This is a genomic window from Sphingobium anseongense, assembly GCF_037725245.1.
Lineage (GTDB): Bacteria > Pseudomonadota > Alphaproteobacteria > Sphingomonadales > Sphingomonadaceae > Sphingobium.
On record NZ_JBBJUL010000006.1, the window covers coordinates 178,476 to 203,413 of the forward strand.

Sequence of the window (24,938 nt, forward strand, 5' to 3'; positions counted from 1 at the left end):
CATGTCGGTGTTGCTCAATCGCAAGCTCGGCCGGGTGGGCCTGGGCATGCTCGGTCTCGACGTGCATACCAAGGGCATTCGCACGCTTTCGACCCGTCTTGGCGATTATGGCTGCGAGGTCGCCTTTCTGGGCGAACATCTGACGGTGCGCGAGCTTGTGCGGCAAGCACGCGAACGGGACGTCGACCTGATCGGGATCAGCTTTTCTTCGGGGGCTTATGTCGACCATTGTCGCGATGTGGTCGCGGAAATGCGGGCCCAGAGGATGGACGTGCCGCTGATGATCGGGGGGCTGGTTCATCAGGACGATCATGATGCGCTCAAGGCGCTGGGGGTCGAGGGGATATTCGGGTCGGGGTCGACCATCGACGATATCATCGCATTTATCGAAAAAGTGACGCTCGATCGGGTGCTGCGGCGGGCGGAAACGACAAAAGAGGACGGCGGGAGGGCAGCCGGATGAGGGCGGAGGCGACGGCGCGAACATCCTATTTCCGGGCCAACCCCCAGGCGCAGATTTCGGAAATGACGCTCGGCGATCTGCTGCGGAGCTGCGCGCAATCCGTGCCCGATCGCATCGCGCTCAAGGAAAGCCCGGACATGGAGGGCCGCCAGCGGTCCTGGACCTATGCGCAGGCATGGGCGGCGGCGGAGCGGTCGGCGCGCGGCTTGCTCACGCTGTTCCGGCCAGGCGAGCATGTCGCGATCTGGGCGCATAATGTGCCGGAATGGTGGCTGGTGGAATTCGGCGCAGCGCTGGCCGGCATCGTCCTCGTCACGATCAATCCGGCCAGCCGCGAAAGCGAGGTCGCCTACATCCTCGAAAATTCCGATGCGGTCGGCCTTATCACGGTGCGCCACTGTCGGGGCAGCGATCACCTCGCCATGCTGGCACAGATACGCGATGGCTTGCCGCTGTTGCGCGAGGTGCTGATCCTCGACGACTGGGCCGATTTCATGGCGGCCGCGCCCACCGATGGCGCGCTTCCGCAGGTTGCCCCCACCGATCCGGTCATGATCCAATATACGTCGGGCACGACCGGCAAGCCCAAGGGCGCGCGCATGCGCCATCGCGGGATCGTCAACAGCTCGAAATTCGCCACCGCATGTTTCGACGCCGGCGATGGATCGGTGTGGCTTAACTGCGTGCCGATGTTTCATACCGGCGGATCGGTCCATTCCACCTGCGGAGCGCTGTGGAGCAGGGGCACACTGATCCTGCCGCCGCAGTTCGAGCCTGGCCTCATGCTGCGCATGATCGAGCAGGAGCGGGTCACGATCACCACGACCGTGCCCACCATGGCGATCGCACTGCTCGAACATCCCGGCTTTGACGAGCTGGACCTCAGCAGCCTCAAGGTCCTGACCTGCGGCGGTGCGCCGGTCGCGCCCGAACTGGTCGAGCGGATCGAGCGTGAATTTGGCTGCGAATTCATGATGATCTTCGGCCAGACCGAAATGAGCGGCATGATCTGTTCGACCGTGCGCGGCGACAGCGTCGAGCATATCACGCAGACGGTGGGAACGCCGCTTGGTCCCACCGAGGTGCGCATCGTCGATTCCGCCACCGGCGAGGTGCTGCCGGTCGATACGATCGGCGAGATTTGCCTGCGCAGCGCCTGTGTGCTTCAGGATTATTATAAGAACTTGACGGCCACGGCAGAGGCGATTGAGCCTGACGGCTGGTTTCATACCGGCGATCTGGGGACGGTACGCGCCGACGGATATCTGACGATCACCGGACGGTCGAAGGATATGCTGATCCGTGGTGGCGAGAATATCTACCCACGGGAGATTGAGGATCAACTGCTCGTGCATCCCGCTATTTCCGATACGGCGGTGTTCGGTGTACCCGACGAGCGGTGGGGCGAGCAGATCGCGGTGGCCATCCGGTTGAAGCCGGGAGCCGTGGCGGACGAGGCGATATTAAGGGGCTTTCTCGAAAGTCGCGTCGCCAAATTCAAGATTCCCAAATATTGGTGGTTCGTCGACGAATTTCCGACCACGACGTCCGGCAAGATCCAGAAATTCGAGCTGAAGGCCCGCTATGCTCAACAGTTGGCCCCGCATTAGGGCGAAGCCCGAAGCCCACAAAAAAGGGGGGGTGATTTTTGCGTGACAGAGCCTGTTGCGGGATTAAGATGACTGGATTCTACGTCTCGTTAGATATATGAATGAAATTCGGCGGCCGGGGATATCGGTTCCTGAGACAACGCCGCAAAAAAGGGGAGTATGATCGTGAAAAAGGCTTCGGCGGGATTTTATGCAGCATCGATGATGGCTTTGCCCACCGGCTGGACATCGGCCGCACTGGCGCAAGACGCTGCACCAGTTCCAGTCGCCGGGACAGAGCGCGCCGTGGCGGGATCGGAAGAAATCGTGGTTACGGCGCGTCGGCGCGAAGAAAGTCTGTCGAAGGTTCCAATTTCCATCGCCACGATCGGCGGCGCTTCGCTCGAACGCCAGTCGATCAGGTCCGAATCCGATTTGCAGACTGCGGTCCCCGGCCTGATTGTAAGACAGACGGGAAGCAGCAACGCCATCAATTACGCGATCCGCGGCCAGAGTATCGACGCTTACAGCAACTCCGCCCCCGGCGTTCTGCCCTATATCAATGAGGTTCAGATCAACACGCTGGGCGCAGCCACATTCTACGACATCGAAAATATTCAGGTCCTCAAGGGACCGCAGGGCACGCTCTTTGGCCGCAATGCGACCGGCGGCGCGGTGCTGTATCAGTTCCGGCAACCCAAGGACGAGTTCGAAGGCTTCGTGACCGGGCGCCTAGGCAGCTTCGACAGCCGCCAGCTTACCGCCGCCGTCACTCTGCCTCTCGCACCTGGTATCGGCCTGCGGCTGGCGGGCAATCTCCAGTCCGGCGGCGGCTTCGTCAAAAATATTTTCAATGGCGAAAGGCTGGGGAACCTGACCCAGCGCTCGATCCGCGGCACGCTCAGGATCGAACCGGCCGATGGCATCACCAGTGTCACCACAGTTCAATATACGCGCGACCGTGGGCGCTCGACCCCGACGGAAATCTATTCCTACAACGCCTGCGGTGCAACCAATGGTGGCGCCACGCTCAACAGCAGCGCCGACTGCCTGTACAATCCGTCCAATCCCTTGTTCCAGGCCTATCTGGCGGCGAATCCGAACGCGCCGATCGGCGGCATACCCGGCGCGCTGGCCGCGCAGCGTCAGCTTGGGCCGTGGAAGACGAATATCGATGGCCAGTCGCTTTACAGAAATCGCAATGTCTTCGTCATCAACAGCACCGAAATCGAATTGTCACCGACGCTGAAGATCAAGAATATTCTGGGCTTCAACCGAGGCCGCAGAGTGACCGGCACCGACTTCGATGGCACGCCCTATGCGGTATATCATACACCGAACGTCGCTATTCCGCTGCTCAACGATACCCATCAATTTTCCGAAGAGTTGCAGGTTCAGGGCACGTTGTTCAACGACCGCCTCAACTATGTCGTCGGCGTCTATTATCTTAATCAGCGCGATATATTCGACGGCAATAATGCGGCGTTCAGCCTGCTGCCCCTGTTCCCCGCGACCGAGTTCAAATACGCCTCGAAGAACCGAGATCGTTCCTTGGCCGGGTTCGTGCAGGCGACATATCGCCTCACGGACGAGATCAATATTACGGGCGGCTTTCGCTATACGCGGGACAAGCTGTCGGCCAATAATCTGCCGACTTCCATATTTGGGGCGTCGTCGCAAAGCAGGACGGAGACCAACCCAAGCTGGACGGCAAGCATCGACTATCAGATAGCGCCGAGCCTCATGATCTACGCGGCGACGCGGGGCAGCTGGCGGACGGGCGGCTACAATAATACCAGCTTACCACTCAACATTCCTTCGGCACAGGGTGGCAACGAGTTCCGCCCGGAGACGACGGAAGACGTGGAAATCGGCGTGAAGTTCAATGGATTGATCGGTGATACGCCTGTCACCTTCAGCACGGATATCTTCGCTCAGTGGATTCACGATATCCAGCGCGCGGCGTTCGTGCCGGTCAATGGCAACCCCGCACTGGTGACCAACAATGTGCCCGAAGCCCGTGTCACTGGAGCCGAAGCCCAGTTCACGGCGCGACCCGCCTCCTGGCTCAATGCCGGGGGCAGCGTCACCTATGTCAAAGCGCGGTTTACCGAACCCCAGGCATTCGCGCTCGGCACGCCGCTGACCTACGGACCATTTGCGGACGTCCCCAAATGGTCCGGCGTCCTATATGCCGAAGGATCATGGCCATTGTCCGGTGACACCGGGACGATCACGCTTCGCGGCGATTTCTATGCCCAGACATCCTCCTATTTCTCCAACCTCGCCGCCACGCTCACCCCCAATACGCGTATTCCGGGATATGCCATCGCCAATGCCCGGCTCGGCTGGTCGTCGATCGCGGGAACGAAGCTTTCCGCCGCCTTGTATGTTCGAAACATCACCAAGGAAAAATATTATGTCGGAGGCCTTCCGACCGGGTCGGGATTCGGAATCAATTCGGTAAGCCCCGGCCGCCCGAGGACATTCGAAGGCGAACTGCGCTTCGAATTTTGAAGCCATCAGGGCGGATGGCGGTTGACCGTCGTCCGCCCCCATCCAGCAGGGAGGCTTCCAGACATGAGCGCGGCGCTACAGGCTGAAAGCGAGATCCGCCATCTTCTGGCGAGATATACCGACGCGATCTATCGCAAGGATTGGGACGCACTGAGAAAGACCTGGGCGACCAACGGCGTGTGGCACGCCTTTGGCGCGCGGCAGTAAGGGCGCGAGAACATCGTCAACTGGGTGTCGACGCTCATGGAGATGTTCCGTTTCACATGGATGGAAGCGCATGGCGCCATCATTGACGTGGATGGCGACACGGCCGAAGCCCGGCTCTACATCAACGAATATACGTGCGACATGCAGGGGGTGCGTCGCCTCGCTCTGGGCGTCTATCATGACCGCTATGTGATAGAGGATGGCCGCTGGCGTTTTGCCGTGCGGCACTGGAGTTTTCTCTATCTGGGCCGCCGGACATGTCCGCCAAATTCTGGGACATGCCGGCCTTTGGTTCTCCGCCCCATGATGCCGATATCGACCGGCCGAACACACCCAGCCTGGCAGATTTGCGGCGCGAATTGGGGCTATAAGCTCATTGCGGCAAATAGTGGCGCGGCTTGGTCTAGCCTATGAAGCGAAGCGCGATCGCGGCACCGCGCCGCCGACGGTGGAGCCGACCGGCAGCACCTCCTTCAAAAAGCCAAGAGCAGCGCCCATGGCCGCGTCCTGCCCCTCATCCGCGTAAAAGCCCAACTGGTCATAGGGGAGCAGGACGAGCCTCTTAGGCTCTGCGGCGTTGGCATAGGCCTTCATGACGGCGTCCATCGGGTGAATGACTTCATATCCCGTGTTCATGATGATGCACAATGGACGGGGCGAGATCTGGGCGATCGTCGCGATCGGGTTGAACTGAAGCACTTTTTCCAGCGATTCCATGCTCATGTCGCCGCGCCACGTTTCGGGCATCGTGGTCTGGAACTGCAACGCATCATCGCTGGTCGGCATGGCGCATATGTCCCGTGACCCAAAAGGCAGAGAAACCGGAATCCTCCGGCTTTGCTCCCCCCTGAAGCGCCGCGCCCGATCCTCGTCGATCGCGTCGAGCAAATCTTCCCATTGTTCCGCGTCGCGCAGGCCACGCATCCAGCTTCGGCCATCGACAATCGGCACCTGCGCGATCACAGCGCGCGCGCGGCGATCGCGGGCACCCGCCCCCAATGCCACCGCGCCGCCGAAGCTCGTGCCCCACAGCGCGATGCGGTCATGTTCGACATCGTCGCGCGTCTGGAGATAGCTGATCCCGGCGCTAAGGTCTTCCATATGTCGTTCGGGGAATTGTTCGCCCCGAACCGCGCCGCCGCTGGTGCCGAAGCTGCGATAATCGATCGCGAGCGTGACATAGCCTGCGTTGGAGAAATATGTCCCCTGCGGCACCAGCATGTCCCGCACGCCACTGAAACCATGTCCCACGACGATGCCGGGACGCCTTTCGCCGGCTTTCATATCCTGCGGCAGATACAGGTCGGCATGCACATGCGTGCCATCGACAAGAAATTCCACTCTCTCCGGCATGGCGCCCGGTCTCCTCTTTCGTCGGCAGCCGTTCAGTCCGGCCCATTCCGTTCAACGCCGACAAATATACGCCCATTTTCGATGCGCACGTCGAAGCGCTGCAATGGCCCGGTTTTGGGAAAGCCGATCGACCGGCCGGTCTCAAGGTCGAACTGGGCCGCGTGGACCGGGCAGGTGAAGCTCATGCCCGTAACCCGGCCCCCGTCGAGCGGCTTGGCCATGTGGGGGCAGCGATTGGCGAGAGCAAAGACGCGGCCCCCGGCGCCAACGAGCAGGATATCGCGCCCAGCGACGGCAAAACGCCGCTGCTGCCCGTTGCGAATGTCGCCTTCGAGGCAGACCGCGACATAGCCGCCCGGTGACGGGTCGCCTTCATGAGATCGTGCATCCTGCCCCGTCATCCTGCCAAGTATCGATCGACCTCGGCGAGATAATGGCGGATGCGGATTTCCTGTTCGCTGAGGCGATAGCCCTTGAAGGCGCGCGATTCGATACCGCGCTGCACACCCGGCACCAGCAGAGCGTCCTGCTCGAGGACGAAGCCGGTATCGGCAGGATCGGTCACCCGGCGCGTGGGCGGCCGCACCGACAGGTCCTTGTCGGCGGCGTCGATGGTGTTCCCCTGCCCCAGGCTGGCCAGTTCCAGTGGCCGGAAACCTTCATGTTTCGCCGGTGGCACCAATGTGATCGACCGCCAGATGCATTTCATCGGGTCGGTCGGATGGGGACGGAATATCTGGAGGTAATTGACGTCGGAATAGGTATTGGTCGTGACGTTGGGGAAGATCAGATAATTGAGGTCATCGACCATCTGGTCGTCATCGAGATCGTCGCAATGGGTCCAGCCCGCCTTTTTCGCGAGGCGGCGTTTCACCTGCACCATCGCCTGCTTATAGTCGGCGCCGCGCAGATGCTTCCATTCTTCGGGATCGCCTTCCCACTGGCGGATCATCGTTTCCTGCACCTCGTTGGGTGCATCCCGATCAGCCACCTTGTCGGGCGTATTGCCCAGCGGCAGGATCATGCGGCTGACGCCGCGCGGATACAGATCATATTGGCAGAAATAGGTTTCCATCGCCTGACCCAGTTCGGGATGGATCTGGTCGGCATGATAAAATTCGACGAACGCGTCGAGGCTGGTTTTCCAGTTCGCGTCGTAAATATATTCGACATCGTCGACGACCCGGTAATTTTCCAGCCTGTAGGCGGCAAGATGATCGGGAATGACGCTCAGGAAATCGAGCAAGGGGCCGGCGTCGTCGTCCATATTGATGAAGACGATGCCGCCCCACACGTCGCAGCGTACCTCTGTCAGGCCAGGCACGCCTTCGAGCACCTCACGACGGAACGTCTCCGGCTCCTTGACGGCAAGCAGGCTACCATCCTTGCCGAACTGCCAGCCATGAAACGCGCAGCTGAAACATTCATTGGCCGTGCCGAAATCGGTGCGGACGATCTGGTTGCCCCGGTGGGGACAGACATTATAGAAAGCGCGGATCTGATCGTCATCGCCACGGACGATCAGGAAGCTTTCCTTGCCGAGATCATATTTGAACCAGTCGCCCCGATTGGGGATATCCGACGCGATGCCCGCAAGGTTCCAGACTTTCGTCCACAGCTTGTCCCATTCGCGCACGGCCTCCGCCGGATCGCGGTAACGGCGCGGGTCGATGATATCCGTGCCATTGTCGACATAGGGCGCTTTCGCCCGGACGGACCCGGCCGGCACATCGTCGTAGGACCGGATGCCGTCAAGATAATCGACCTGCGGCCTCTGTGGAATGAAGCTGTCCAACAACCATCTCCTGAAAATTCAGCGGCGCTCGATCGCCTTTTTCCCACGAAGCATAAAAGCCGCCCCGCTCGCTTGCAACCATTAATCTAATTACCATTCTATTTTAAGGCCGCCTGCATCAGGCTCTTGCAAGACATTCGACAAGGCTTGCTCGCGGCTCGTCCATCCGCCAGTCTACGCCGCCCGCCTCCAGCCGGGCAAGATGATAGTCCGCATCACCCATCAGCAGGCTGTCGACCATCGCCCTCCTGTAAAGATGACCGACCGGATATTCCGTCGTGATGCCGATGCCGCCGTGGAGGTGAAGCGCGTCGCCGATGACGCTCCTGGCCGCCGTGGAAATCTTGACCTTGCACCGTGATGCCGCTGCGGCTCTGGTGACGGCGTCACCGCGCGATGCGGCGACCGCCGCATAGAGGATCGACCGGGCATCGTTGGTCGCGATAAACATGTCGGCCACGCGATGTTGGAGAGCCTGGAAATCGGCCAGCGGCCTGCCGAACTGCTGCCGTGTCTTGAGATGCTCGATAGAAAGATTAATGGCGCGATCCATCCCGCCAAGCGTAGCGGCGCATTGCGCTATCAATGCGTGGTCGAGCGCCTTGTGCAGGATGGCGCTGGCATGCTCGCCCTCGGCGATTGGTCGATCGGTCAACGCCGGCGTGTCGTGAAAGACAATGTCGGCGACCGGCGTGGTGTCGGAAAGCCGGTAACCGTGCATGTCCACGCGCGCCGCCGCCGGATCGACCAAGAACAACCCAAGCCCTCGTGCGGGTAGTTGCGCCGTAACGATCAGGCAATCGGCCGTCGCAGCGCCGATGACCGCCATCTTGCGCCCGGTGAGCGTGAAACCGCCACCGGTCCTCGTCGCCTGCATTTGCGGCATATCCTGCCCATATGGGTCGCCACCCTCGAACCATGCGACGGTCGGCTGCGATTGGCCAGCAGCGAACTTTTCGCGCAGTCGCGCGATCGCCGGCTCCGTGCCGGAAGAAAGCAGCACTGCGGCCAGCACCATCGTCTCGATGCGTGGCGTGGCGCCGGGCGCGCGGCCCAGTTCTGCCGCGATCAGCGCGACATCCTCTGCCTCGCCGGAAAAGCCGCCCACCACGGGCGCCAGGCAGAGGCCGGCCACCCCAGCCTCGGCGAACCTGCTCCATGCGGCGGCATATCGCGCGGCGTCGAAGCCGCCGGGTTCCAGCGGCGCAACATCCACCAGCCGTCGCACGCTGGTGCGGAACTCTTCCTGCTCATAGGATGGCATCAGGTTCATCGCACGTCCCCGTCAGCGCGCCAGCGTGTTCCAGATGATGCTGCGCTGGATTTCATTGGCGCCGCCAAAGATGGTGGCGGCACGCCAATATAGAAGCTGGTTCATCTTGCCGTCCGCAGCGCGATTCACCCAGTCCGACAGCGCGCGCGTCCGCCCGTCCGTCTCGACCAAAGCAGACGGACCGAGCGCCTCGACCTCCATCATGCCCGCGCGGATGAGCAGCTCCGAAGCCGTGACCTTGAGCGCCGATGCGCTCGCACCACCCAGCCGCTCGTCCTCGCCAAGGCGAACGCGCAGCACGGACCAATCGTGCGCCTCCACGTCGATCTCAAGCTGCACGAGTCGTCGGCGAATGGCCGGACCCAACCCTGCCGTGGCGATGCGCAGGCGATCCAGATAACGGTGCAGCATGCCCAGATAAGCATTGTGCGTCCGTTCCGCGGTGAGCAGGAACTTCGCGTAGGTCCAGCCCATGTCCGCCTCGCCGATCACCGCCGATGCTGGCACGCGCACCTCGTCCAGAAATATCTCGTTGATGCTCTCGATTCCATCGATCGAACGGATCGGTCGCACCGTGACGCCTGGCGCATCCATCGGCAGCAGGATCATCGACAGCCCCGCCTGCGGCTTGACCTCCATGTTGGTGCGGGCAAGGCAGATCATCATGTCGGCGTCGGCGGCATGGCTGGTCCAGATCTTCTGCCCCGTCACCACATAATCCTCGCCGTCGCGCAGGGCGCGGGTCTTGAGCGACGCAAGGTCCGATCCGGCACCCGGTTCGGAAAAGCCCTGGCAGAAATGCAGATCGCCCTTGATGATCGCCTGGAGGAAATAGGCTTTCTGAGCGTCCGACCCGAACTCTGCGATCACCGGGCCGACCATGCCGACACCGATGATATTATATTCAGGTGCATTGGCGCGCCCATATTCAACGTCCCAGATGTGCCGCTGAACCGCCGTCCAGCCGGGGCCGCCATTGGCCTTGGGCCAGTTGGGCACGGCCCAGCCGCGCGCGGCCAGCAGCTTTTGCCAGGGGTCGGTATCGCGCCGCTTGAGATGACTATGCTGCGCCTCCAGCGCGGCCAGCTCCGGCGGCAGTTGCTCGCGCAGGAAAGTGCGCACCTCCTCCCGGAAGGCGACATCCTCAGTCGAGTAACCCAGTTTTTGCATCCCGTCCCTGTCTTACGTTCCGCGCCTGCATCGCGATGGCCACCCCTGCCTACCGGATGACGGAAATAATGCAACGTTGATTATAAACATGGGGCCATTTGTCTGGCATGTGTTGAGCGGCGATCGCATCCGCCTCGACTCAGCCGGCGAGCAAGGCCTGTTTCCACCCCAGCTCGGCAAGGATCGGCAGGTCGGCGACCAGACGGCTCGCCTGGGGAGACGCAGCAGTCCCACGCACCAACCGCCCCTTGATCCCGTGACATATCGCCGCAAAGCGAAATAAATTGAATGCAAGATAGAAATCGAGATTGTCGATGCCTTCGCGGCCGGTCCGCCGGCAATAGGCGGCGACATAGTCAGCCTCCTGCGGCAGTCCCGCCGCCGCGAGGTCGGTGCCGACCAACCCCGGAATCGTCAGCGGCGGCATCCGGTACATCATCAGATGATAGGCGAAATCGGCGAGCGGATGGCCCAGCGTCGACAATTCCCAGTCGAGCACCGCCAGGATGCGCGGCTCGGTCGGGTGAAAGATCATGTTGTCGATGCGGAAGTCGCCATGGACGATGCCGGTCTCATCGCCATCGGGAATATGACCGGGCAACCATTCGATCAGCCGGTCCATGTTCGGATCGCGGCCTGCCTCCGCATCGTCCAGATATTGCTTGGTCCAGCGCCCGATCTGCCGTTCGAAATAGCTGCCGGGCCGGCCGAAGTCGCCAAGACCGATCGATGCATGATCCACACCGTGAAGCCGGGCGATCGCCGCGTTCATCGCATCGAAATAGGCGCCGCGCTGATCCCGGTCGATTTCCGGCAGCTTCGCATCCCAGAAAATCCGGCCCTCGACCATGTCCATGACATAGAAGGACGTGCCGATAACGGTCTCGTCGGCGCACAGACCATGGACGTGCGCCACCGGAAACCCGACCGTTTCCAGCGCGCTCAGCACCCTGGCCTCGCGTTCGATCGCATGCGCGCCCTTGAGCAGAACGCCCGGTGGTTTGCGGCGCATGACATAGCTGCGCTGCGGCGTGACCAGCTTGTAGGTGGGATTGGATTGCCCGCCATTGAACTGCTCTACGGTCAGCGGCCCTGCAAATCCCTCGACATGGGCGGAAAGCCATTGTGCGAGGCGCTCTTCGTCAAACCGGTGCGCCGCCCTGACCGCGCCTGCGCCTGCGAAACCCGCATCGGTCATGGCTGCGTTCCCTGACGGCGCTTGATCGATTTGGCGATGCTCCATTTATGCACTTCGGTCGGGCCGTCATAGATGCGGAAGGCGCGTATTTCGCGGAACACTTGCTCGACGATCGTATCGCCCGAAACCCCTGTGCCGCCCATCACCTGCACGCAGCGATCGGCGATCCGCATCAGCGCCTCCGACACCGCGACCTTCGCCATCGAGCTTTCCAGCGTGCCAAGGCTTCCGCCGTCGAGAATGCCGGCACACCAGTCGATCATCAGTTCGGCCTGTTTGAGGTCGATCAGGTTTTCGGCCAGCATGAAGCCGACCCCCTCATGGTCGATCAGCGGCTTGCCGAAAGCGTGGCGGCGGCAGGCATAGTCGGTCGCGATCTCATTGGCGCGGATGCACGCACCCAGCCAGCGCATGCAATGCGACAGGCGCGCGGGCGACAAACGCACCTGCGCGTAACGAAACCCCTCATGGGGCGCGCCCAGAATGGCGTCCGCCGGCACGCTCAGATCGTCGATCGCCACGATCGCGTGGCCGCCGGGCATGGAGCTGTCGATGGTTTCCAGCACCCGCTCGATTCGGATGGCGGGGTGGGGCAGATCGACGAGGAACATGGTCGCCGCCATCTTGCCATCCCCAGGGTCGGTGCGGGCCATGACGATCCCCACCCCCGCCCCTTGCGCGCCGGTGATGAACGCCTTGCGGCCGTTGATCACCCAGCGATCGCCCTCAGGCCGCGCCGTCGTCTTCATCATCGACGGATCGGATCCGGCTCCGCCTTCGCCGGCCGGTTCGGTCATGAAGAAGGCCGAACGCGTGTCGCCGGCGACCATGGGCGCGAGGAAATGCGCTTTCTGGACCGCGCTGCCGACCTTGCCGATCAGGTACATATTGCCCTCGTCGGGCGCGGCCGTGTTGCAGGCCAGCGGCCCCAGCGGCGACAGACCGGAGCGGATCAATATGTGCGCCGTCTCGCGCTGCGTCAGGTGATCGCCGTCCTCCAGAATGTGCGGCGTCAGCACGCCTGCCTGCCGCGCCCTGGCCCGAAGTTCCTGCACCAGGTCATCGGACGGCCCGTGCGATCCGCAGCGCGGGTCCTTCTCATATGGCGCGACGATGGTGCGCACAAATGCCTCGACCTTGCTGCCAATGGCCTGCGCCCGTTCCGTCATGTCAGTTCCTCGATATAATGGGCTTGGGTTCGCGCAGCGACCTGTTCGGTCGTGACGCCGGGAGCGAGTTCGATCAGCCTGAACGGCGACCGCCGGTCGCGGCGATCGAACACCGCAAGGTCGGTGACGATCATGTCGACGACATTGCGGCCGGTATAGGGCAGGCTGTTTTCCCGCCGGAACTTGGGATTGCCCGCCTTGTCGACATGATCCATCAGCACGATGATGCGCCGGACCCCGGCGACCAGGTCCATGGCGCCGCCGGGACCCTTCACCATCTTGCCGGGCACCATCCAGTTGGACAGGTCGCCGCCTTCGGATACCTCCATCGCGCCGAGGATCGACGCTGCGATGTGGCCGCCGCGCACCAGGCCGAAACTGTCGGCGGACGAGACATAGGCCGTGCCCGGCAGTTCGGTGATCGTCTGCTTGCCTGCATTGATGATGTCCGCGTCGATCGTCGCGGCGGTCGGGAACGGCCCCAGTCCGATGATGCCGTTTTCCGAATGCAGCGTCACGTCGATGTCGGGCGGAATATGGTTGGCGACCAGCGTGGGGATGCCGATGCCGAGGTTGGCGTAGTCGCCATCACGCAGTTCCAGCGCCGCGCGCGCCGCCATCTGATCGCGGGTCCAGGCCATGTCAGGCCACCATGCTCAAAGTGCGCTGTTCGATCCGCTTTTCGTTGCGCGTCGCCAGGATTATGCGCCGGACGAATACGCCCGGCGTGTGGACATGATCGGGGTCGATCGCATCGACGATCTCCTCGACTTCCGCCACGGTCACGCGGCCTGCCGTCGCGGCCATCGGATTGAAGTTGCGGGCCGACTTACGGAAAACGAGGTTGCCAAAACGATCCGCCTTCCACGCCTTGACGATCGCCAGATCGCCCACGAGTCCGGTTTCGAGGACATGGGTTTCGCCGTTGAAATCTTTCAGTTCCTTGCCCTCGGCGATGAGCGTGCCGACGCCGGTCCGGGTGTAGAAGCCGGCGATCCCGGCGCCACCCGCCCGGATGCGTTCGGCAAGCGTGCCCTGCGGGCAAAATTCAAGCTCCAGTTCTTTCGCCAGATATTGCCGCTCGAATTCCTTGTTCTCGCCCACATAGGAGGAGATCATGCGCCTGACCTGCCGGTTGCGCAGCAGCAGGCCGAGGCCGAAATCGTCGACACCGGCATTGTTGGAAATGACGGTCAGGTCGCGCGTGCCGGCCGCCAGCATCCCGTCGATCAGCGTCTCAGGGATGCCGCACAGGCCGAAGCCGCCCGCAACGATCGTCATGCCATCGAATAATAAGCCCTCCAGAGCCGCGATCGCGTCAGGATAGATTTTCTCGACCAATGAACCCTCCCTTCAAAGCGTGCTGACGAGATGGCCGCCATCGACCGCGATCAGCGATCCCGTCATGTAGCGCGAGGCATCGGAAGCCAGCAGGAGCAGCGGCCCATCGAGATCGGCAAAATCGCCCAGGCGGCGCTGGGGTATGCGCTTGATCATCGCGCGGCCGGCGTCGGTCTCCCAGAAGTCGGCGTTGAGGTCGGTGCGGAAATAGCCGGGCGCCAGCGCGTTGACGCGGATATGGTGACGCGCCCATTCGAGCGCCATCGCCTTGGTCATCTGAATAACCCCCGCCTTGGACACGCAATAGGGCGCGACCATAGCGCCGACCCGCAACCCGGCGATCGAAGCGACGTTGACGATCGAGCCGCCGCCCGCGTCGCGCATGATGCGCGCAGCGGCCTGCGCCACCTGAAACACGCCTTTCAGATTGGTGTCGATGACCGCATCCCAATCCTCTTCGGTCTGGTCCAGCGCCATCTTCTCGCGCACGACCCCGGCATTATTGACCAGAATGTCGAGGGTCGGCACCGTTTCGGCCAGATGCGCGACACGGGCGGCATCGGTGACGTCGAGCGCCATCGTCCGCACATTCCCGCCGATGCTGCTGGCGACCCGGTCGAGCGCCTCCACACGGCGCGCCGCCAGCACCACCTGCGCCCCGGCGCCTGCCAGAACATGCGCGAAATGCTCGCCCAGGCCGCTGGAAGCTCCCGTCACAAGGGCGACCTTGCCCTTCAGAACATCACTGCCCATCATCATCAACATCCCTCGAACCATGCAGGGCGCTTTTCCTTGAACGCCAGTATCGCTTCCCGGTGGTCCCGCGACAGCAAGGTCAACTGCTCGATGCCCACATGCGCCTCGGCCAATGCCTGCGCCTGTGCACGCAACGCCATGTTGATCGTGCGCTTCGTCGCTTTGATGGCGTAGGTCGCGCCTGCGGCCAGACGTCCGGCATAGGCCGCCACCGCCGCGTCGAGTTCATCGGAAGGCACGGCCTTGTGGATAAGGCCTATCGCCGCGGCCTCCGCGCCGGTCAGCGGATCGCCCGTCAGCAGATGATGCCGCGCGCGCGCATAGCCAACCAGAATCGGCCACAGGAACGCGCCGCCATCGCCCGGTGTCAGCCCCATAGCGACATGCGGATCGCCGATCTTGGCGCGCTCATCCATGATGGCGACATCGCACAACAGGGCGAGTGTTGCGCCAAGCCCAAGCGCATGGCCGTTGACCTTTGCAATCACCGGCACGTCGAGCGCCAGCATCGAATGCACGATATGCGGCGCCCTTATCATCATCGCCGCCATGCTTTGGGGGTTGCCGGTGCGATCAAGCATCTCGTCCAGGTCCCCGCCAGCCGAGAACGCCCTGCCCGCACCCGTCAGGATGATCACGTCGCAATCATCGCGCGCCACATCGTAAAAGATACGGCTGAGTTCGTCATGCAGGTCGAAACCCGCTGCGTTCATCGGCGGCTGGTCCATGGTGAGCGTCAGGATGCTGCCTTCGCGGCTCGCGCGAATACGGCGGTAGGCACGATAGAGGTCACCCTCCATCCGAAGCGGGGGATCCGAATTGGGGCCTGCATCCAACGGATCGCGGTGTTCCGTCATATCCTCTCCCTGCCTCTTGGCGAAATGTGGAGGACGATGACTTAAGCCGATCGTCAGAAATTGCAATGCCAGTTACAAAACTGGCACGCAACAGCCGACGTTACATGTGTCAGGCAGCGCGCGCGCGGGACTTTCGGGGCGCTCTGGCGGATTTTTCCCGTCCGTTGGCGGACAGGCTTTCGGTCGTGGAAGGTTTCACGGACGCGGGTTTGTCGAACGTCAGTTCGGCATCCGCCGGTGAAATCCCGCGAAAGAACATGCGCGCCAATTGATCGCTGAGTTGACGGGGCTTGAGCTTTCGCGTCGGATCATACCAGTCTAGCGCATAGATAGTCGCGCCGAGCAGAAAGAGTTGGACAAGGTTCGGCTCCAGATCATGGCGCACGATGCCCTCGCTTTGCCCTTCGCGGATCAGGCCGCGCCAGAAGTCTCCATATCTGCGGGGATGTTCGCGGTGCCGCCCCCCCATGGCTTCGGGCACCTGATCGACGATCTTCCAATAGGCGGTGATGAAGTCATTCTTGCTGAGCATGCGTTCGACATGCTCGTCGAGCGCGGTCTTGATCTTGCGCCATGCGCTCGCGTCATCAGGCAATGCCGTGACCGCCTCCATGACCGGCGTCGAAACACTCGTCGTGCCGATATTGAGAACTTCTTCGACCAGCGCGTCCTTGGACGGGAAATAATAATAAAGACTGCCCGCAAAGGTCCCCGCGACTTCGCCAATCTCCGCCAGCGTCGCTTCGGCATAGCCTCTCTGCGCCACAACCTTCGCGGCTGCCTGAAGGATTCTGTCGCGCTTTTGAATAGCTTTACGAGTTTTCATTTCGTCCCATTATCTTATGGGCGGGCCATTTGTCCATGGCGCAACGGATCGAAGCCCGCCGCAGGTGCCGGACCATAGCGCAGAAAACCCGGCTCACCCCGGCTCTGCGCCAAGCCTTCCAAACACGATTTCCTGCGCCTCTGGAGAGAGGGACGGATATTGCTGCTTGAAGGTCAGCGGTCCCAGCGTCGCACGCTGCATCGTCCGGGGCACATCGGGATTGAGCGCACCACGGGCATGCTGGCAAGCCAGATTGTCCCACAGCACGACATCGCCCACATGCCAGATATGCTCATATACCGCTTCGGGACGGGCGATATGCTCGTACAAGGCTTCCAACAGCGGCCTGCCTTCCTCTTCAGGCATATCTTCGATGACACGCGTGGATTCCGGCATAACGTACAAGCACAACTCGCCCGTCCGGGGATGCGGGCGGGCGATGCGGTGCGACCAGTTCGGCAGTCTTTCGTCGAAGCCGTAGACCCCCTCGGTCGGGCCATAAGCGAAGCACTGCACAGCCCGCCGGTTCTCGACCACCTTCTTGAGATCGTCCGGAAGCTCGGCCCAGGCTTTGGCGGAACTGACGAACTTGGTCGATGTATTCCCTTCATCCAGTTCGACCCCTAGGAGCATCACGCTCTCGATCGGATATTCGCAATGCGCCAGATCGGAGTGGAACTTGAGTTCGAGATTGCCGAGATACCCGTCCTTCCGCGTGTTCGATATGAAATTGACGCCCTCGGCCGGTGGGTAGAGTTTGCCGAACCAACCCGCCGCGCTGCGCTGCTGCTCCAGGGTGAGCTTCTGCCCGCGAAAGACCAGGAGATGATGCTGGTCGTAGAGCTGGCGAAGCTGATTGAGAATCGCTTGCGGCGGTGCTTGGGATAGGTCGACGCCGACCACTTCGGCACCAAAGGGTTCAATCTGCCGCCATTCCAGTTGATCCGCCATATCCTGTCCCACTATGCTTGCTGACAACCTTCGGGGAAGCTCAACCTCCCATGTGGTCGCCAATATAAGGTGATCGTTAGAAAAGATCAACGCGTTCATGCGGGTCAGAATCTGTATTTATGGGGCAGCGGATGGCCTGTGAGGGAAAACGGGCATTGCGGCGCGCTCTGGACAAACCGATATTGGCCGATTATTAAAATCAATGTTAGAACTGCGCGCTCCGGTGCGGATGAACGGCGTTTATGGAGCGGCGGAGGATAACATGAATAGCGCAAGGGCCATGCGACAGTTGCTCGAAAGTCCCGAAATGTTGATCGTGCCGGGTGTCCACGACGCGCTCAGCGCGCAGATGGCGCGGCTTGCAGGATTTGAAAGCATTTTCCTGGGCAGTTACGCCATCACAGCTTCCGCCTTTGGCATGCCGGATGCCGGCATTGTCCCGGTGGCGCAACTGGTGGAGGCTTACCGCCTGCTGGTCGAATGTTCCGGCCTCCCCTCGATGTGCGATATCGATGATGGCGGGGGCACCACGCTCCAGATCGCGCGCAACGTCCAGCTTGTGGAGCAGGCGGGGATCGGCGGCATCCAGATGGAGGATCTGGACCTGTCGGTCGGCAAATATCTGCCGGGCCGCAAAAAGCGGCTGTTGCCTGTCGAGCGCATGGTCGATCATATTAAAGCTGCGGTCGATGCGCGCCGGGACGGTGATCTTGTCGTGATGGCTCGTTGTGACGCTCGCGATGCATCGACGCTTGACGAGGCATGTGACCGGGTCGCCGCCTATGGCGAGGCCGGCGCCGACCTGATCCTTGCCCCCTTTCTCGAAATCGAGGAGATTCCGCGGATCACCGCCGTCACCGCTACGCCGCTCGCGCATATGTTCATCCCGACCGATGCCAAGGAAGCGGCGAATGTCGATCGCGCGCGCGAACTGGGAGTCAAATATCTGATGTATCCCGTGCTCTCCGTGTGGGCCGCCGGTCGCGCGATCCACGATGCGATGACCGAACTACGTGATTGCAGGTCGGATTCGACGCGGACACATGGTGGCGCAACCTGGCAACTGGTCAATGAAGCGATGCGTTCGGATTACTGGAGCAGCCTCGCCTGACGTGACGTCTGTGACCCGCGAAAGGCCGGTCCACAGGAAATGACGCCCTTGGAGAGTGTCGGCATGAATGATGCGCAACACTATGGCCAACTGCGGATCATGGAGCTTGACGCCGTCGGCGTGCAAGTGATGAATCTTGACCTCGGCCGCCTGCACGCACCCGAAGTGCGGGAAGAATTATATACTCTCTGGCTGCATCATGGCGTCATCCTGTTCCGCGACACCGGCGCGACGCGCGAACAGCATGTGGAGCTGAGCAAGATATTCGGCCCGCTCGAGATCCACGCGATCCCCAAAGTCCGGGTCCCCGGCTATGAAGAACTCGTCGAAATAAGGGAGCAGGGCGGCTATTATGTCGTGGACGGGCAACTGCTCGGCGGCTTTATCCCGTGGCATCAGGACAGCTGCTATACGCCCGACATCTCCAAAGGAGCCATCCTGTTCATGGACACCCCTGCCAGCGAAGGCGGTCATACCGGGTGGATCGACACCGCCAAAGCCTATGCCGGCCTGCCTGACGATATCAAAAACCGCATCGACGGGCTGGAAGTGGTGATGCGTGTCCATAACGCACAGCCGGATGGCATGCGCTTCGTTCAAAGGGAGCGGCCGTTCCGGCGACCCACAGCCGAGGAATCGCCGGGAGAGCATCTGTCCATGCCGGATTTCCCCCCGGTCGTGCATCCACTGGTCGTGGTCCATCCCGAATCCGGCCTGAAGTCACTTTCGATCAGCCCGTCCAACGTCGACGCCGTCCTGGGTCTGGAGCGTGCCGAAAGCGAGGAACTGCTGACCACGCTCATCGACCATGTGTTCAGGGCAGAATATCGCTATGTCCATCGATGGCAACAGGGCGATATGATGCTCTGGGACAACCGGCGCACATTGCACCAGGCGTTCGGCTGGCCGCCGGGCATGAAGCGGGTGGCCTTCCGCACGACCCTCCAAGGCGCGATGCGGACCGGACGCTATCTCGATGAGTCGTCCCGCTAGCCGCGCTTTGCGCCCCGGATTTTCGGACCAATCAGCCTGTTACAGCCGATCAATCGCTAGGAGACGCCGCAATGACACTGTATAAATTCGTCGTTCTTTCCAACCCGGTGCCGGGCAAGGAAGAAGACTATAATCGATGGTATAGCGATCAACATCTTCCTGACGTCGTACGATGCCCCGACTTCGTGAACGGGCAGCGCTTCAGCCTGGTCGACTCCCTCGCCAATGATCCGCCATACAAATATCTGTCGATCTTCGACGTCGAAACGGACGATCCAGGCCGCACGCTGCGCGACCTTGTTTCGCGCGCGGGCGGCCCTGAGATGCCATCCTCCGACGCGATCGACCGAGCCGGGGCGATCACGGGCATGTTCGTGCCGATAACGGATGTGGTTTCGAAGTGACCAGCGCCGCATCCTGATAGCAAGATCGCGCGAGCCGCTCGTGCCAGCTTGAGCACAGGCTCGCGGCTGGCACCAAAGAGCGGCCTCGCTCCGACAAGGTGCCGATCGATACGTGACTAATCGCCGCTTCGACGGGCCAGTTCGGCTTCGGCCTTTTCCTTGGCCGCGTTCAGGTGACCGAACAGAAAGTCGGCCGCGTTGGTCGGGCGGTTCAGCGTCAGTCCCCCGTCGACCGGCAATGCCACGCCAGTCACGAACGCCGATTCGTCCGAAGCCAGATATGTGGCGGCATAAGCGATGTCGATCGGCTTGCCCGGCCGCGGAAGGGGCTGCCATTGCGCCATCATCTCGTCCAGATAATCGGGCATTATATCCGCGACTTCGCGAGACGCGCCGACCAGATCACCATATATGGGGGTGGCAAAGCCGCCCGGAACGATGACATTTACCCGTATGCGATCGGCGGCGAACTCCAGCGCGCCGAGGCGACCGAGCAGAATGACCGACCCCTTCGCGACCGAATAGGCCGGTGTTCCCGGACGCAGGTTCGTCGCGCCCACGGATGACGTCAGGATGATGGACCCCTGCCCCCGCCGCTTCATCGACGGCACGGCATGCTTGATGCACAATGCGGTGGATCTCGACAGCAAAGCCTGGGTGTCGTCCCAGCCCGCGACCGTCATCGTCTCCAGCGACTCCTTGGCGCCGGCCGCCCCCGCATTGTGATACATTATGTCGAGTTCGCCAAAACTCGACACCGCAAGCGCGACGGCCGCCTCGATATCCTGTTCGTTGCGGATATCGCATCGCGAAAAGCGGACGGCCCCGGCGAAACGCTGTTCGAGTGCTCGGCCCTTGTCTTCGCGGACATCGGCGACGACCACCGTTGCGCCTTCACCGACGAACATTTCGAGGCTCGCCAGGCCCATTCCCGACACCCCGCCGGTGATCACCGCGACCTTGCCTTCCAGACGACCTGCCATGCGTTCCTTCTCCAACATAGAATTACAATTTTCGTTAGATCATTCGATCTGCCGACGCCATCGCCGTAACGATGCAGCCGCGCCGGTGGAGGCAGGTGCGGAAGCGGGAACCAGAGCGACCACCATGATGCAACCGCGATTATTAACCAGGCCAATGGGGCATGGTCAACGGCCCAAAAGTCCAAATTTCCTCGAAAACTGGCCGGTCTATCTGGTTTCGGCAACCCGTTTTGGGCCCTATGAACATTGACTCGCACCGACAGACCATCTAGCAATTAAAATATATATTATATTCTGGCCCGGTCATTTGCCATGCTTTTGGTCGACCCGGATGTTCAAAAAACGTTCGATAATATTCAGGAAGGCGAGAGATGCTCGAGATTTGGCTGCGCTATGACCTCCGGAACCCGTCCTGGGTCGGCATCAAGTCGACGACATTGGCCGCCGCCGCCCTCGAACAGGTCGAATGGGCCGACAAGCACGGCTTTCATACGATCCAGCTTCCCGAACATCATTGCAGCGCCGACAATTACAACCCGTCGCCATTGATGCTGGGCGCGGCGATGGCCGCCCGCACCTCGAAGATCCGGCTTCAGCCGTCGGCGATCCTGTTGCCGTTGCACGATCCGGTCCGCATTGCCGAGGATCTGGCGATTCTTGACGTGATCAGCAACGGACGGCTCGATGTGACCATCGGCCTTGGCTATGTTCCAGACGAATTCGCCATGTTCGGCATAGATCTGAAGGACCGTGCGCAACTCGTCGATGCCAAGCTCAGAGTGCTCAAGCGTGCGTTCGCTGGAGAGACGTTCGACTATGAAGGACGCACCGTTCACGTCACCCCGCCGCCGGTACAACCCGGCGGACCCAGACTTTGGATCGGGGGCAGCCTTAAGGCGACCGCGCGCCGTGCCGCAGAGCTGGGCGATGGCTATTATCCGATGGTAAACAAGCCGGAATTGATTCAGGCCTATAAGGACGCCTGTTCCGAACTCGGCAAGGAACCAGGCCGGATCGTCGACGTCACCGGCCCCCGTCATATCCATATCTCCGAAGATCCAGATGCCGCCTGGGCCAGAATCGCGCCACACGCGCTGCACGAAACAAACGCTTACGCAGCATATGCAGCGAAATTGGGTCAGACGACCAACTTCAAACATGCCGAAAATGCCGATGCGCTGCGGGCTGCGGGAAGTTATCAGGTGCTCACGCCGGAGGATGGCCTGACATTGCTCAGGCAACAGCGGGATCTGGGGCGTTCCGTGATCCTGGCCCCGCTCCTTGCCGGACTTGACCCCGATCTTGCATGGGAAAGCCTTGAACTCATCGGCACCAGGATCATCCCGCAACTGGTGCAGGATGATGCGGTTCTCGCATGACATCGCCGATAGAGACTGGTTTTCCCGCCAGTTGCGCTCGGCAGGCTATGATGGTTTAAATAGAATAGATAAGTAAGAGATGATTTATGTTCGACCTGAGTGGCAAGGTTGCGATCATCACGGGCGGGGCCAGCGGCATTGGCGCTGCTGCGGTGCGCATGTTTCACCAACTTGGCGCAAATGTGACGATCGGCGACATCCAGGTCGAACAGGGCGAAGCGCTGGCCGGCGAATTGGGGGACCGGGTGCGCGTGTCGCGCCTTGACGTCACAGACGCCGCTGGCTGGGCGCGCACCGTCGATGAAACCGAAAAAGCCTTTGGGCCGGTGAACATCCTTGTGAACAATGCCGGTCATTCGGGCCATCGGAAGTCCATTGCAGACCTCAGCCTGGAAGAATTTCGGCGCGTGTGTGCGATCAACCAGGACGGCGTGTTCCTTGGCATGAAGACGGTTCTGCCGTCGATGCTCCGCGCGGGCGGGGGATCGATAATCAACAATTCTTCCAGCTGGGGACTCGTCGGCGCAGCCGACAACATGGACTATTGCGCATCGAAATTTGCGATCACGGGCATGACGAAAGCCGCGGCGATCGAACTCGCTTCGCTCAACATCCGGGTCAATTCGGTCCACCCTGGAATGACGTTGACGCCGATGGTCGTATCGACGCTGGAGATGATCGGTGCGTCGGCCGACGAGTTTATTTCCCGTATGCTGCCGATCAATCGGGGCGCGGCCCCTTCGGAAATCGCGAGCGTGTTTGCATTTCTCGCGTCCGACGCCGCCAGCTTCGTGACCGGGGCCGCCATAGCGGCCGATGGCGGGTTGACGGCTCAATAACGGGCGGCCTGCGTGGTGGCCGTCTTTCAGACCGACGAAATTTTCGCTTTTACCGCACCTTGAATGAGGACCTGAAATGATAATTTTCATCGGCAAGATCACCCATCCGACTCCGGAAGCGGCAACGCGCGCCCTGGAAAAAGCGGGGGACGGTGACGCACTGTCCGCCGCCGAGCCGGGATGCGTTCATTACACGCATGCCCAGGATTTCCACGACAAACGCGTGATCTGGCTCGTGCACGTGTACAAGACGATTCCAGATGTACAATCGCATCTCGACGCTGACTTTTATCCCGCCTTGAAGGCCGCGGTGACCGATGGATCGATTGCCATGGAGGTCAGTCAATATGTCGGGATGGAAGCCTTCAATTTCCTCTGACCATGGCCGTTTACGCTTTACTGGCCGGTTCGAGCAGTAGCTGTTCAAGGCGGCAGACCCTTCAGAATGGTCGTCCTACGGAGTGGATAAATGAATAAGGCAGTTGCTGTTTTCGGCGCCACCGGGACTTCGGGCGGCGCAGCGATGCGCCACCTGATCGCCGCTGGCTTCCATGTTCGCGCCGTCACCCGAAACCCGGACAGCGACGCTGCGCGCCACGCCGCCAGCCTGGGGGCCGTGCCCGTAGCTGGGGACCTGAACGACCGCGCGTCGATCCGCAACGCCATACAGGGCACCGACGCGGTCTATTTTGTTGGCGCTTCAGCAGAGAATCGCTGGGATATTGGCCAGGCCGTTCAAGGCATCAATGCGGTCGACGCCGCGATCGAAGCCGGCATCTCGCACTTCGTTTTCCAATCCGCCCTGACGGCCGACGCCCGGGGCGTGCTCCTGATGGGATCGAAACGTGCGATCGAGGAGCGGCTTGCCGAACTGCCTCTGCGCACGACCATTTTGCGGCCCGGCTTTTTCATGGAGAACCTGCTGCGCTTCTTCGTACCGTTCGAAAAGGACGGGAAATTGGTCTTCGCCATCCCGATCCCACCCGAGAAAGAAAATGGTTTGATCGCCGCTGAGGATATCGGCAGGGCGGCTGCCAAGGTGATCGGCGATCCGGATCGATATGCCGGCACCGAGATCGATCTGGTGTCCGATGTCGCCTCTCCCAGTCAGATGACGCGGATATTGGGTGAGGAGTTGGGCTGCCAAGCGAACACAGTCCACATTCCGCTGGACGATATCAAGCGGGACTGGCCGCAAGGCTATGACGACACCCTCTGGCTCAGTACGCGCACCACCAAGGACAATAGCGACGATCTTGCGGCGTTGATCGGCAAGACGACAAGCTTCCGGGAATGGACAAAGACGACTTTTGTCCCGTTCTTCAAAACCTCAAAACGCCAGACATTATAATGATGGAGGGAAACGCCGTGGCCGATCAATCGCTGGCAGTGGAGTTTAGCGAAGCCGTGGAACAGCAGTTGTGAACATGCCGCCCGCAGAAGCCGAGGAACGCTACTACGCCATGCTGCACGACACTCCCATGGCCGCATAATTTAAGCCGAATGGCCTCCGGCAATGCCGGGCGGAGGCTGTTCCGGGCATTGCGACACCATGGCTGATGGTGCCTTTCCAAATAGTTCACCGATGGCCCTGCAAGACTTGAAGGCAGCGCGCCAGCCCTCGATATGAACGGAATCCCGCCAGAGCACGTCAAGATCGTCGGCTCCCGGCCCCGGGCTTGTATCGCGCTGTCCAAGGCACCGACTTATACGTATATAACGAATTCTATTCCCATTATCAAATTTCTGTTGCAACTGAAGCAG

General features: G+C 61.3%; 24 protein-coding genes and 1 pseudogene. 11 read left to right on the forward strand and 14 right to left on the reverse strand.

Going from position 1 to position 24,938, the window contains the following annotated elements; genetic code table 11:
• Position 1 precedes the first annotated feature (1 nt).
• The 4 genes and pseudogenes from WG908_RS10535 to WG908_RS10550 all read left to right on the forward strand — a co-directional run bounded on the left by WG908_RS10535 (position 2) and on the right by WG908_RS10550 (position 5,190).
• Positions 2-463 carry a cobalamin B12-binding domain-containing protein gene (locus WG908_RS10535; RefSeq protein ID WP_340186536.1) on the forward strand — a complete coding sequence of 154 codons (462 nt, stop codon included), beginning with the start codon at positions 2-4 and terminating at the stop codon, positions 461-463.
• Positions 460-2,073, forward strand: coding sequence for an AMP-binding protein (locus WG908_RS10540; protein WP_340186537.1), 1,614 nt, complete (start codon positions 460-462; stop codon positions 2,071-2,073). The genes WG908_RS10535 and WG908_RS10540 overlap by 4 nt, the downstream gene beginning before the upstream one ends.
• Before the next feature lie 165 nt (positions 2,074-2,238).
• Positions 2,239-4,569, forward strand: coding sequence for a TonB-dependent receptor (locus WG908_RS10545; protein WP_340186538.1), 2,331 nt, complete (start codon positions 2,239-2,241; stop codon positions 4,567-4,569).
• Positions 4,570-4,632: 63 nt separating this feature from the next.
• Positions 4,633-5,190 (forward strand): annotated as a pseudogene (locus WG908_RS10550) (nuclear transport factor 2 family protein).
• Here WG908_RS10550 and WG908_RS10555 read toward each other — a convergent pair.
• From WG908_RS10555 to WG908_RS10615, 13 genes are all read right to left on the reverse strand, one after another.
• On the reverse strand, positions 5,185-6,129 hold the full coding sequence (locus tag WG908_RS10555; RefSeq protein ID WP_340186539.1) for an alpha/beta hydrolase: 945 nt from the start codon (positions 6,127-6,129) through the stop codon (positions 5,185-5,187). The pseudogene WG908_RS10550 and the gene WG908_RS10555 sit on opposite strands and share 6 nt — an antisense overlap.
• Before the next feature lie 32 nt (positions 6,130-6,161).
• The gene (locus WG908_RS10560; protein ID WP_340186540.1) at positions 6,162-6,530 is read right to left on the reverse strand and encodes a Rieske (2Fe-2S) protein; all 369 of its coding nucleotides are present in this window, start codon (positions 6,528-6,530) and stop codon (positions 6,162-6,164) included.
• A complete protein-coding gene (locus WG908_RS10565; protein ID WP_340186541.1) occupies positions 6,527-7,924 on the reverse strand; it encodes an aromatic ring-hydroxylating oxygenase subunit alpha in 1,398 nt (465 codons plus the stop codon). Before WG908_RS10565 ends, WG908_RS10560 begins: the two co-directional genes overlap by 4 nt.
• 118 nt (positions 7,925-8,042) lie before the next feature.
• A complete protein-coding gene (locus tag WG908_RS10570) occupies positions 8,043-9,197 on the reverse strand; it encodes an acyl-CoA dehydrogenase family protein (protein ID WP_340186542.1) in 1,155 nt (384 codons plus the stop codon).
• A gap of 12 nt (positions 9,198-9,209) precedes the next feature.
• A complete protein-coding gene (locus WG908_RS10575) occupies positions 9,210-10,367 on the reverse strand; it encodes an acyl-CoA dehydrogenase family protein (protein WP_340186543.1) in 1,158 nt (385 codons plus the stop codon).
• A 139-nt stretch (positions 10,368-10,506) separates the two neighbouring features.
• Complete coding sequence (locus WG908_RS10580; protein WP_340186544.1) at positions 10,507-11,565, reverse strand: phosphotransferase; 1,059 nt, start codon at positions 11,563-11,565, stop codon at positions 10,507-10,509.
• On the reverse strand, positions 11,562-12,734 hold the full coding sequence (locus WG908_RS10585) for an acyl-CoA dehydrogenase family protein (RefSeq protein WP_340186545.1): 1,173 nt from the start codon (positions 12,732-12,734) through the stop codon (positions 11,562-11,564). The genes WG908_RS10580 and WG908_RS10585 overlap by 4 nt, the downstream gene beginning before the upstream one ends.
• Entirely contained in the window at positions 12,731-13,375 is a 645-nt protein-coding gene (locus tag WG908_RS10590; protein WP_340186546.1) for a 3-oxoacid CoA-transferase subunit B, read from the reverse strand. The genes WG908_RS10585 and WG908_RS10590 overlap by 4 nt, the downstream gene beginning before the upstream one ends.
• Position 13,376: 1 nt before the next feature.
• The gene (locus WG908_RS10595) at positions 13,377-14,075 is read right to left on the reverse strand and encodes a CoA transferase subunit A (protein ID WP_340186547.1); all 699 of its coding nucleotides are present in this window, start codon (positions 14,073-14,075) and stop codon (positions 13,377-13,379) included.
• A gap of 12 nt (positions 14,076-14,087) precedes the next feature.
• Entirely contained in the window at positions 14,088-14,828 is a 741-nt protein-coding gene (locus tag WG908_RS10600) for an SDR family NAD(P)-dependent oxidoreductase (RefSeq protein ID WP_340186597.1), read from the reverse strand.
• Positions 14,829-14,833: 5 nt separating this feature from the next.
• Complete coding sequence (locus tag WG908_RS10605) at positions 14,834-15,688, reverse strand: enoyl-CoA hydratase/isomerase family protein (protein WP_340186548.1); 855 nt, start codon at positions 15,686-15,688, stop codon at positions 14,834-14,836.
• Positions 15,689-15,797: 109 nt separating this feature from the next.
• On the reverse strand, positions 15,798-16,514 hold the full coding sequence (locus WG908_RS10610; protein ID WP_340186549.1) for a TetR/AcrR family transcriptional regulator: 717 nt from the start codon (positions 16,512-16,514) through the stop codon (positions 15,798-15,800).
• Between the two features lie 93 nt (positions 16,515-16,607).
• On the reverse strand, positions 16,608-17,465 hold the full coding sequence (locus tag WG908_RS10615; protein ID WP_340186550.1) for a TauD/TfdA dioxygenase family protein: 858 nt from the start codon (positions 17,463-17,465) through the stop codon (positions 16,608-16,610).
• A gap of 262 nt (positions 17,466-17,727) precedes the next feature.
• Between WG908_RS10615 and WG908_RS10620 the strand changes: the two genes are divergently transcribed.
• The 3 genes from WG908_RS10620 to WG908_RS10630 all read left to right on the forward strand — a co-directional run bounded on the left by WG908_RS10620 (position 17,728) and on the right by WG908_RS10630 (position 19,973).
• Positions 17,728-18,576 (forward strand): isocitrate lyase/PEP mutase family protein, encoded by an 849-nt coding sequence (locus tag WG908_RS10620; protein WP_340186551.1) that lies wholly within the window; start codon positions 17,728-17,730, stop codon positions 18,574-18,576.
• 63 nt (positions 18,577-18,639) lie between these two features.
• Positions 18,640-19,569, forward strand: a complete 930-nt coding sequence (locus WG908_RS10625; RefSeq protein ID WP_340186552.1) for a TauD/TfdA dioxygenase family protein — start codon at positions 18,640-18,642, stop codon at positions 19,567-19,569.
• Positions 19,570-19,640: 71 nt separating this feature from the next.
• Positions 19,641-19,973 carry a hypothetical protein gene (locus WG908_RS10630; RefSeq protein ID WP_340186553.1) on the forward strand — a complete coding sequence of 111 codons (333 nt, stop codon included), beginning with the start codon at positions 19,641-19,643 and terminating at the stop codon, positions 19,971-19,973.
• Positions 19,974-20,089: 116 nt separating this feature from the next.
• Here the strand turns inward: WG908_RS10630 and WG908_RS10635 are convergent, their stop codons facing one another.
• Positions 20,090-20,956 carry an SDR family NAD(P)-dependent oxidoreductase gene (locus WG908_RS10635; RefSeq protein WP_340186554.1) on the reverse strand — a complete coding sequence of 289 codons (867 nt, stop codon included), beginning with the start codon at positions 20,954-20,956 and terminating at the stop codon, positions 20,090-20,092.
• A gap of 371 nt (positions 20,957-21,327) precedes the next feature.
• Here WG908_RS10635 and WG908_RS10640 point away from each other — a divergent pair, with 371 nt between their 5' ends.
• From WG908_RS10640 to WG908_RS10655, 4 genes are all read left to right on the forward strand, one after another.
• Complete coding sequence (locus WG908_RS10640) at positions 21,328-22,335, forward strand: LLM class flavin-dependent oxidoreductase (RefSeq protein ID WP_340186555.1); 1,008 nt, start codon at positions 21,328-21,330, stop codon at positions 22,333-22,335.
• Between the two features lie 86 nt (positions 22,336-22,421).
• Positions 22,422-23,174 (forward strand): glucose 1-dehydrogenase, encoded by a 753-nt coding sequence (locus WG908_RS10645; protein ID WP_340186556.1) that lies wholly within the window; start codon positions 22,422-22,424, stop codon positions 23,172-23,174.
• A gap of 76 nt (positions 23,175-23,250) precedes the next feature.
• Entirely contained in the window at positions 23,251-23,553 is a 303-nt protein-coding gene (locus WG908_RS10650) for a putative quinol monooxygenase (protein WP_340186557.1), read from the forward strand.
• A 90-nt stretch (positions 23,554-23,643) separates the two neighbouring features.
• Complete coding sequence (locus tag WG908_RS10655; protein WP_340186558.1) at positions 23,644-24,525, forward strand: NmrA/HSCARG family protein; 882 nt, start codon at positions 23,644-23,646, stop codon at positions 24,523-24,525.
• The last annotated feature ends 413 nt before the right edge of the window (positions 24,526-24,938 follow it).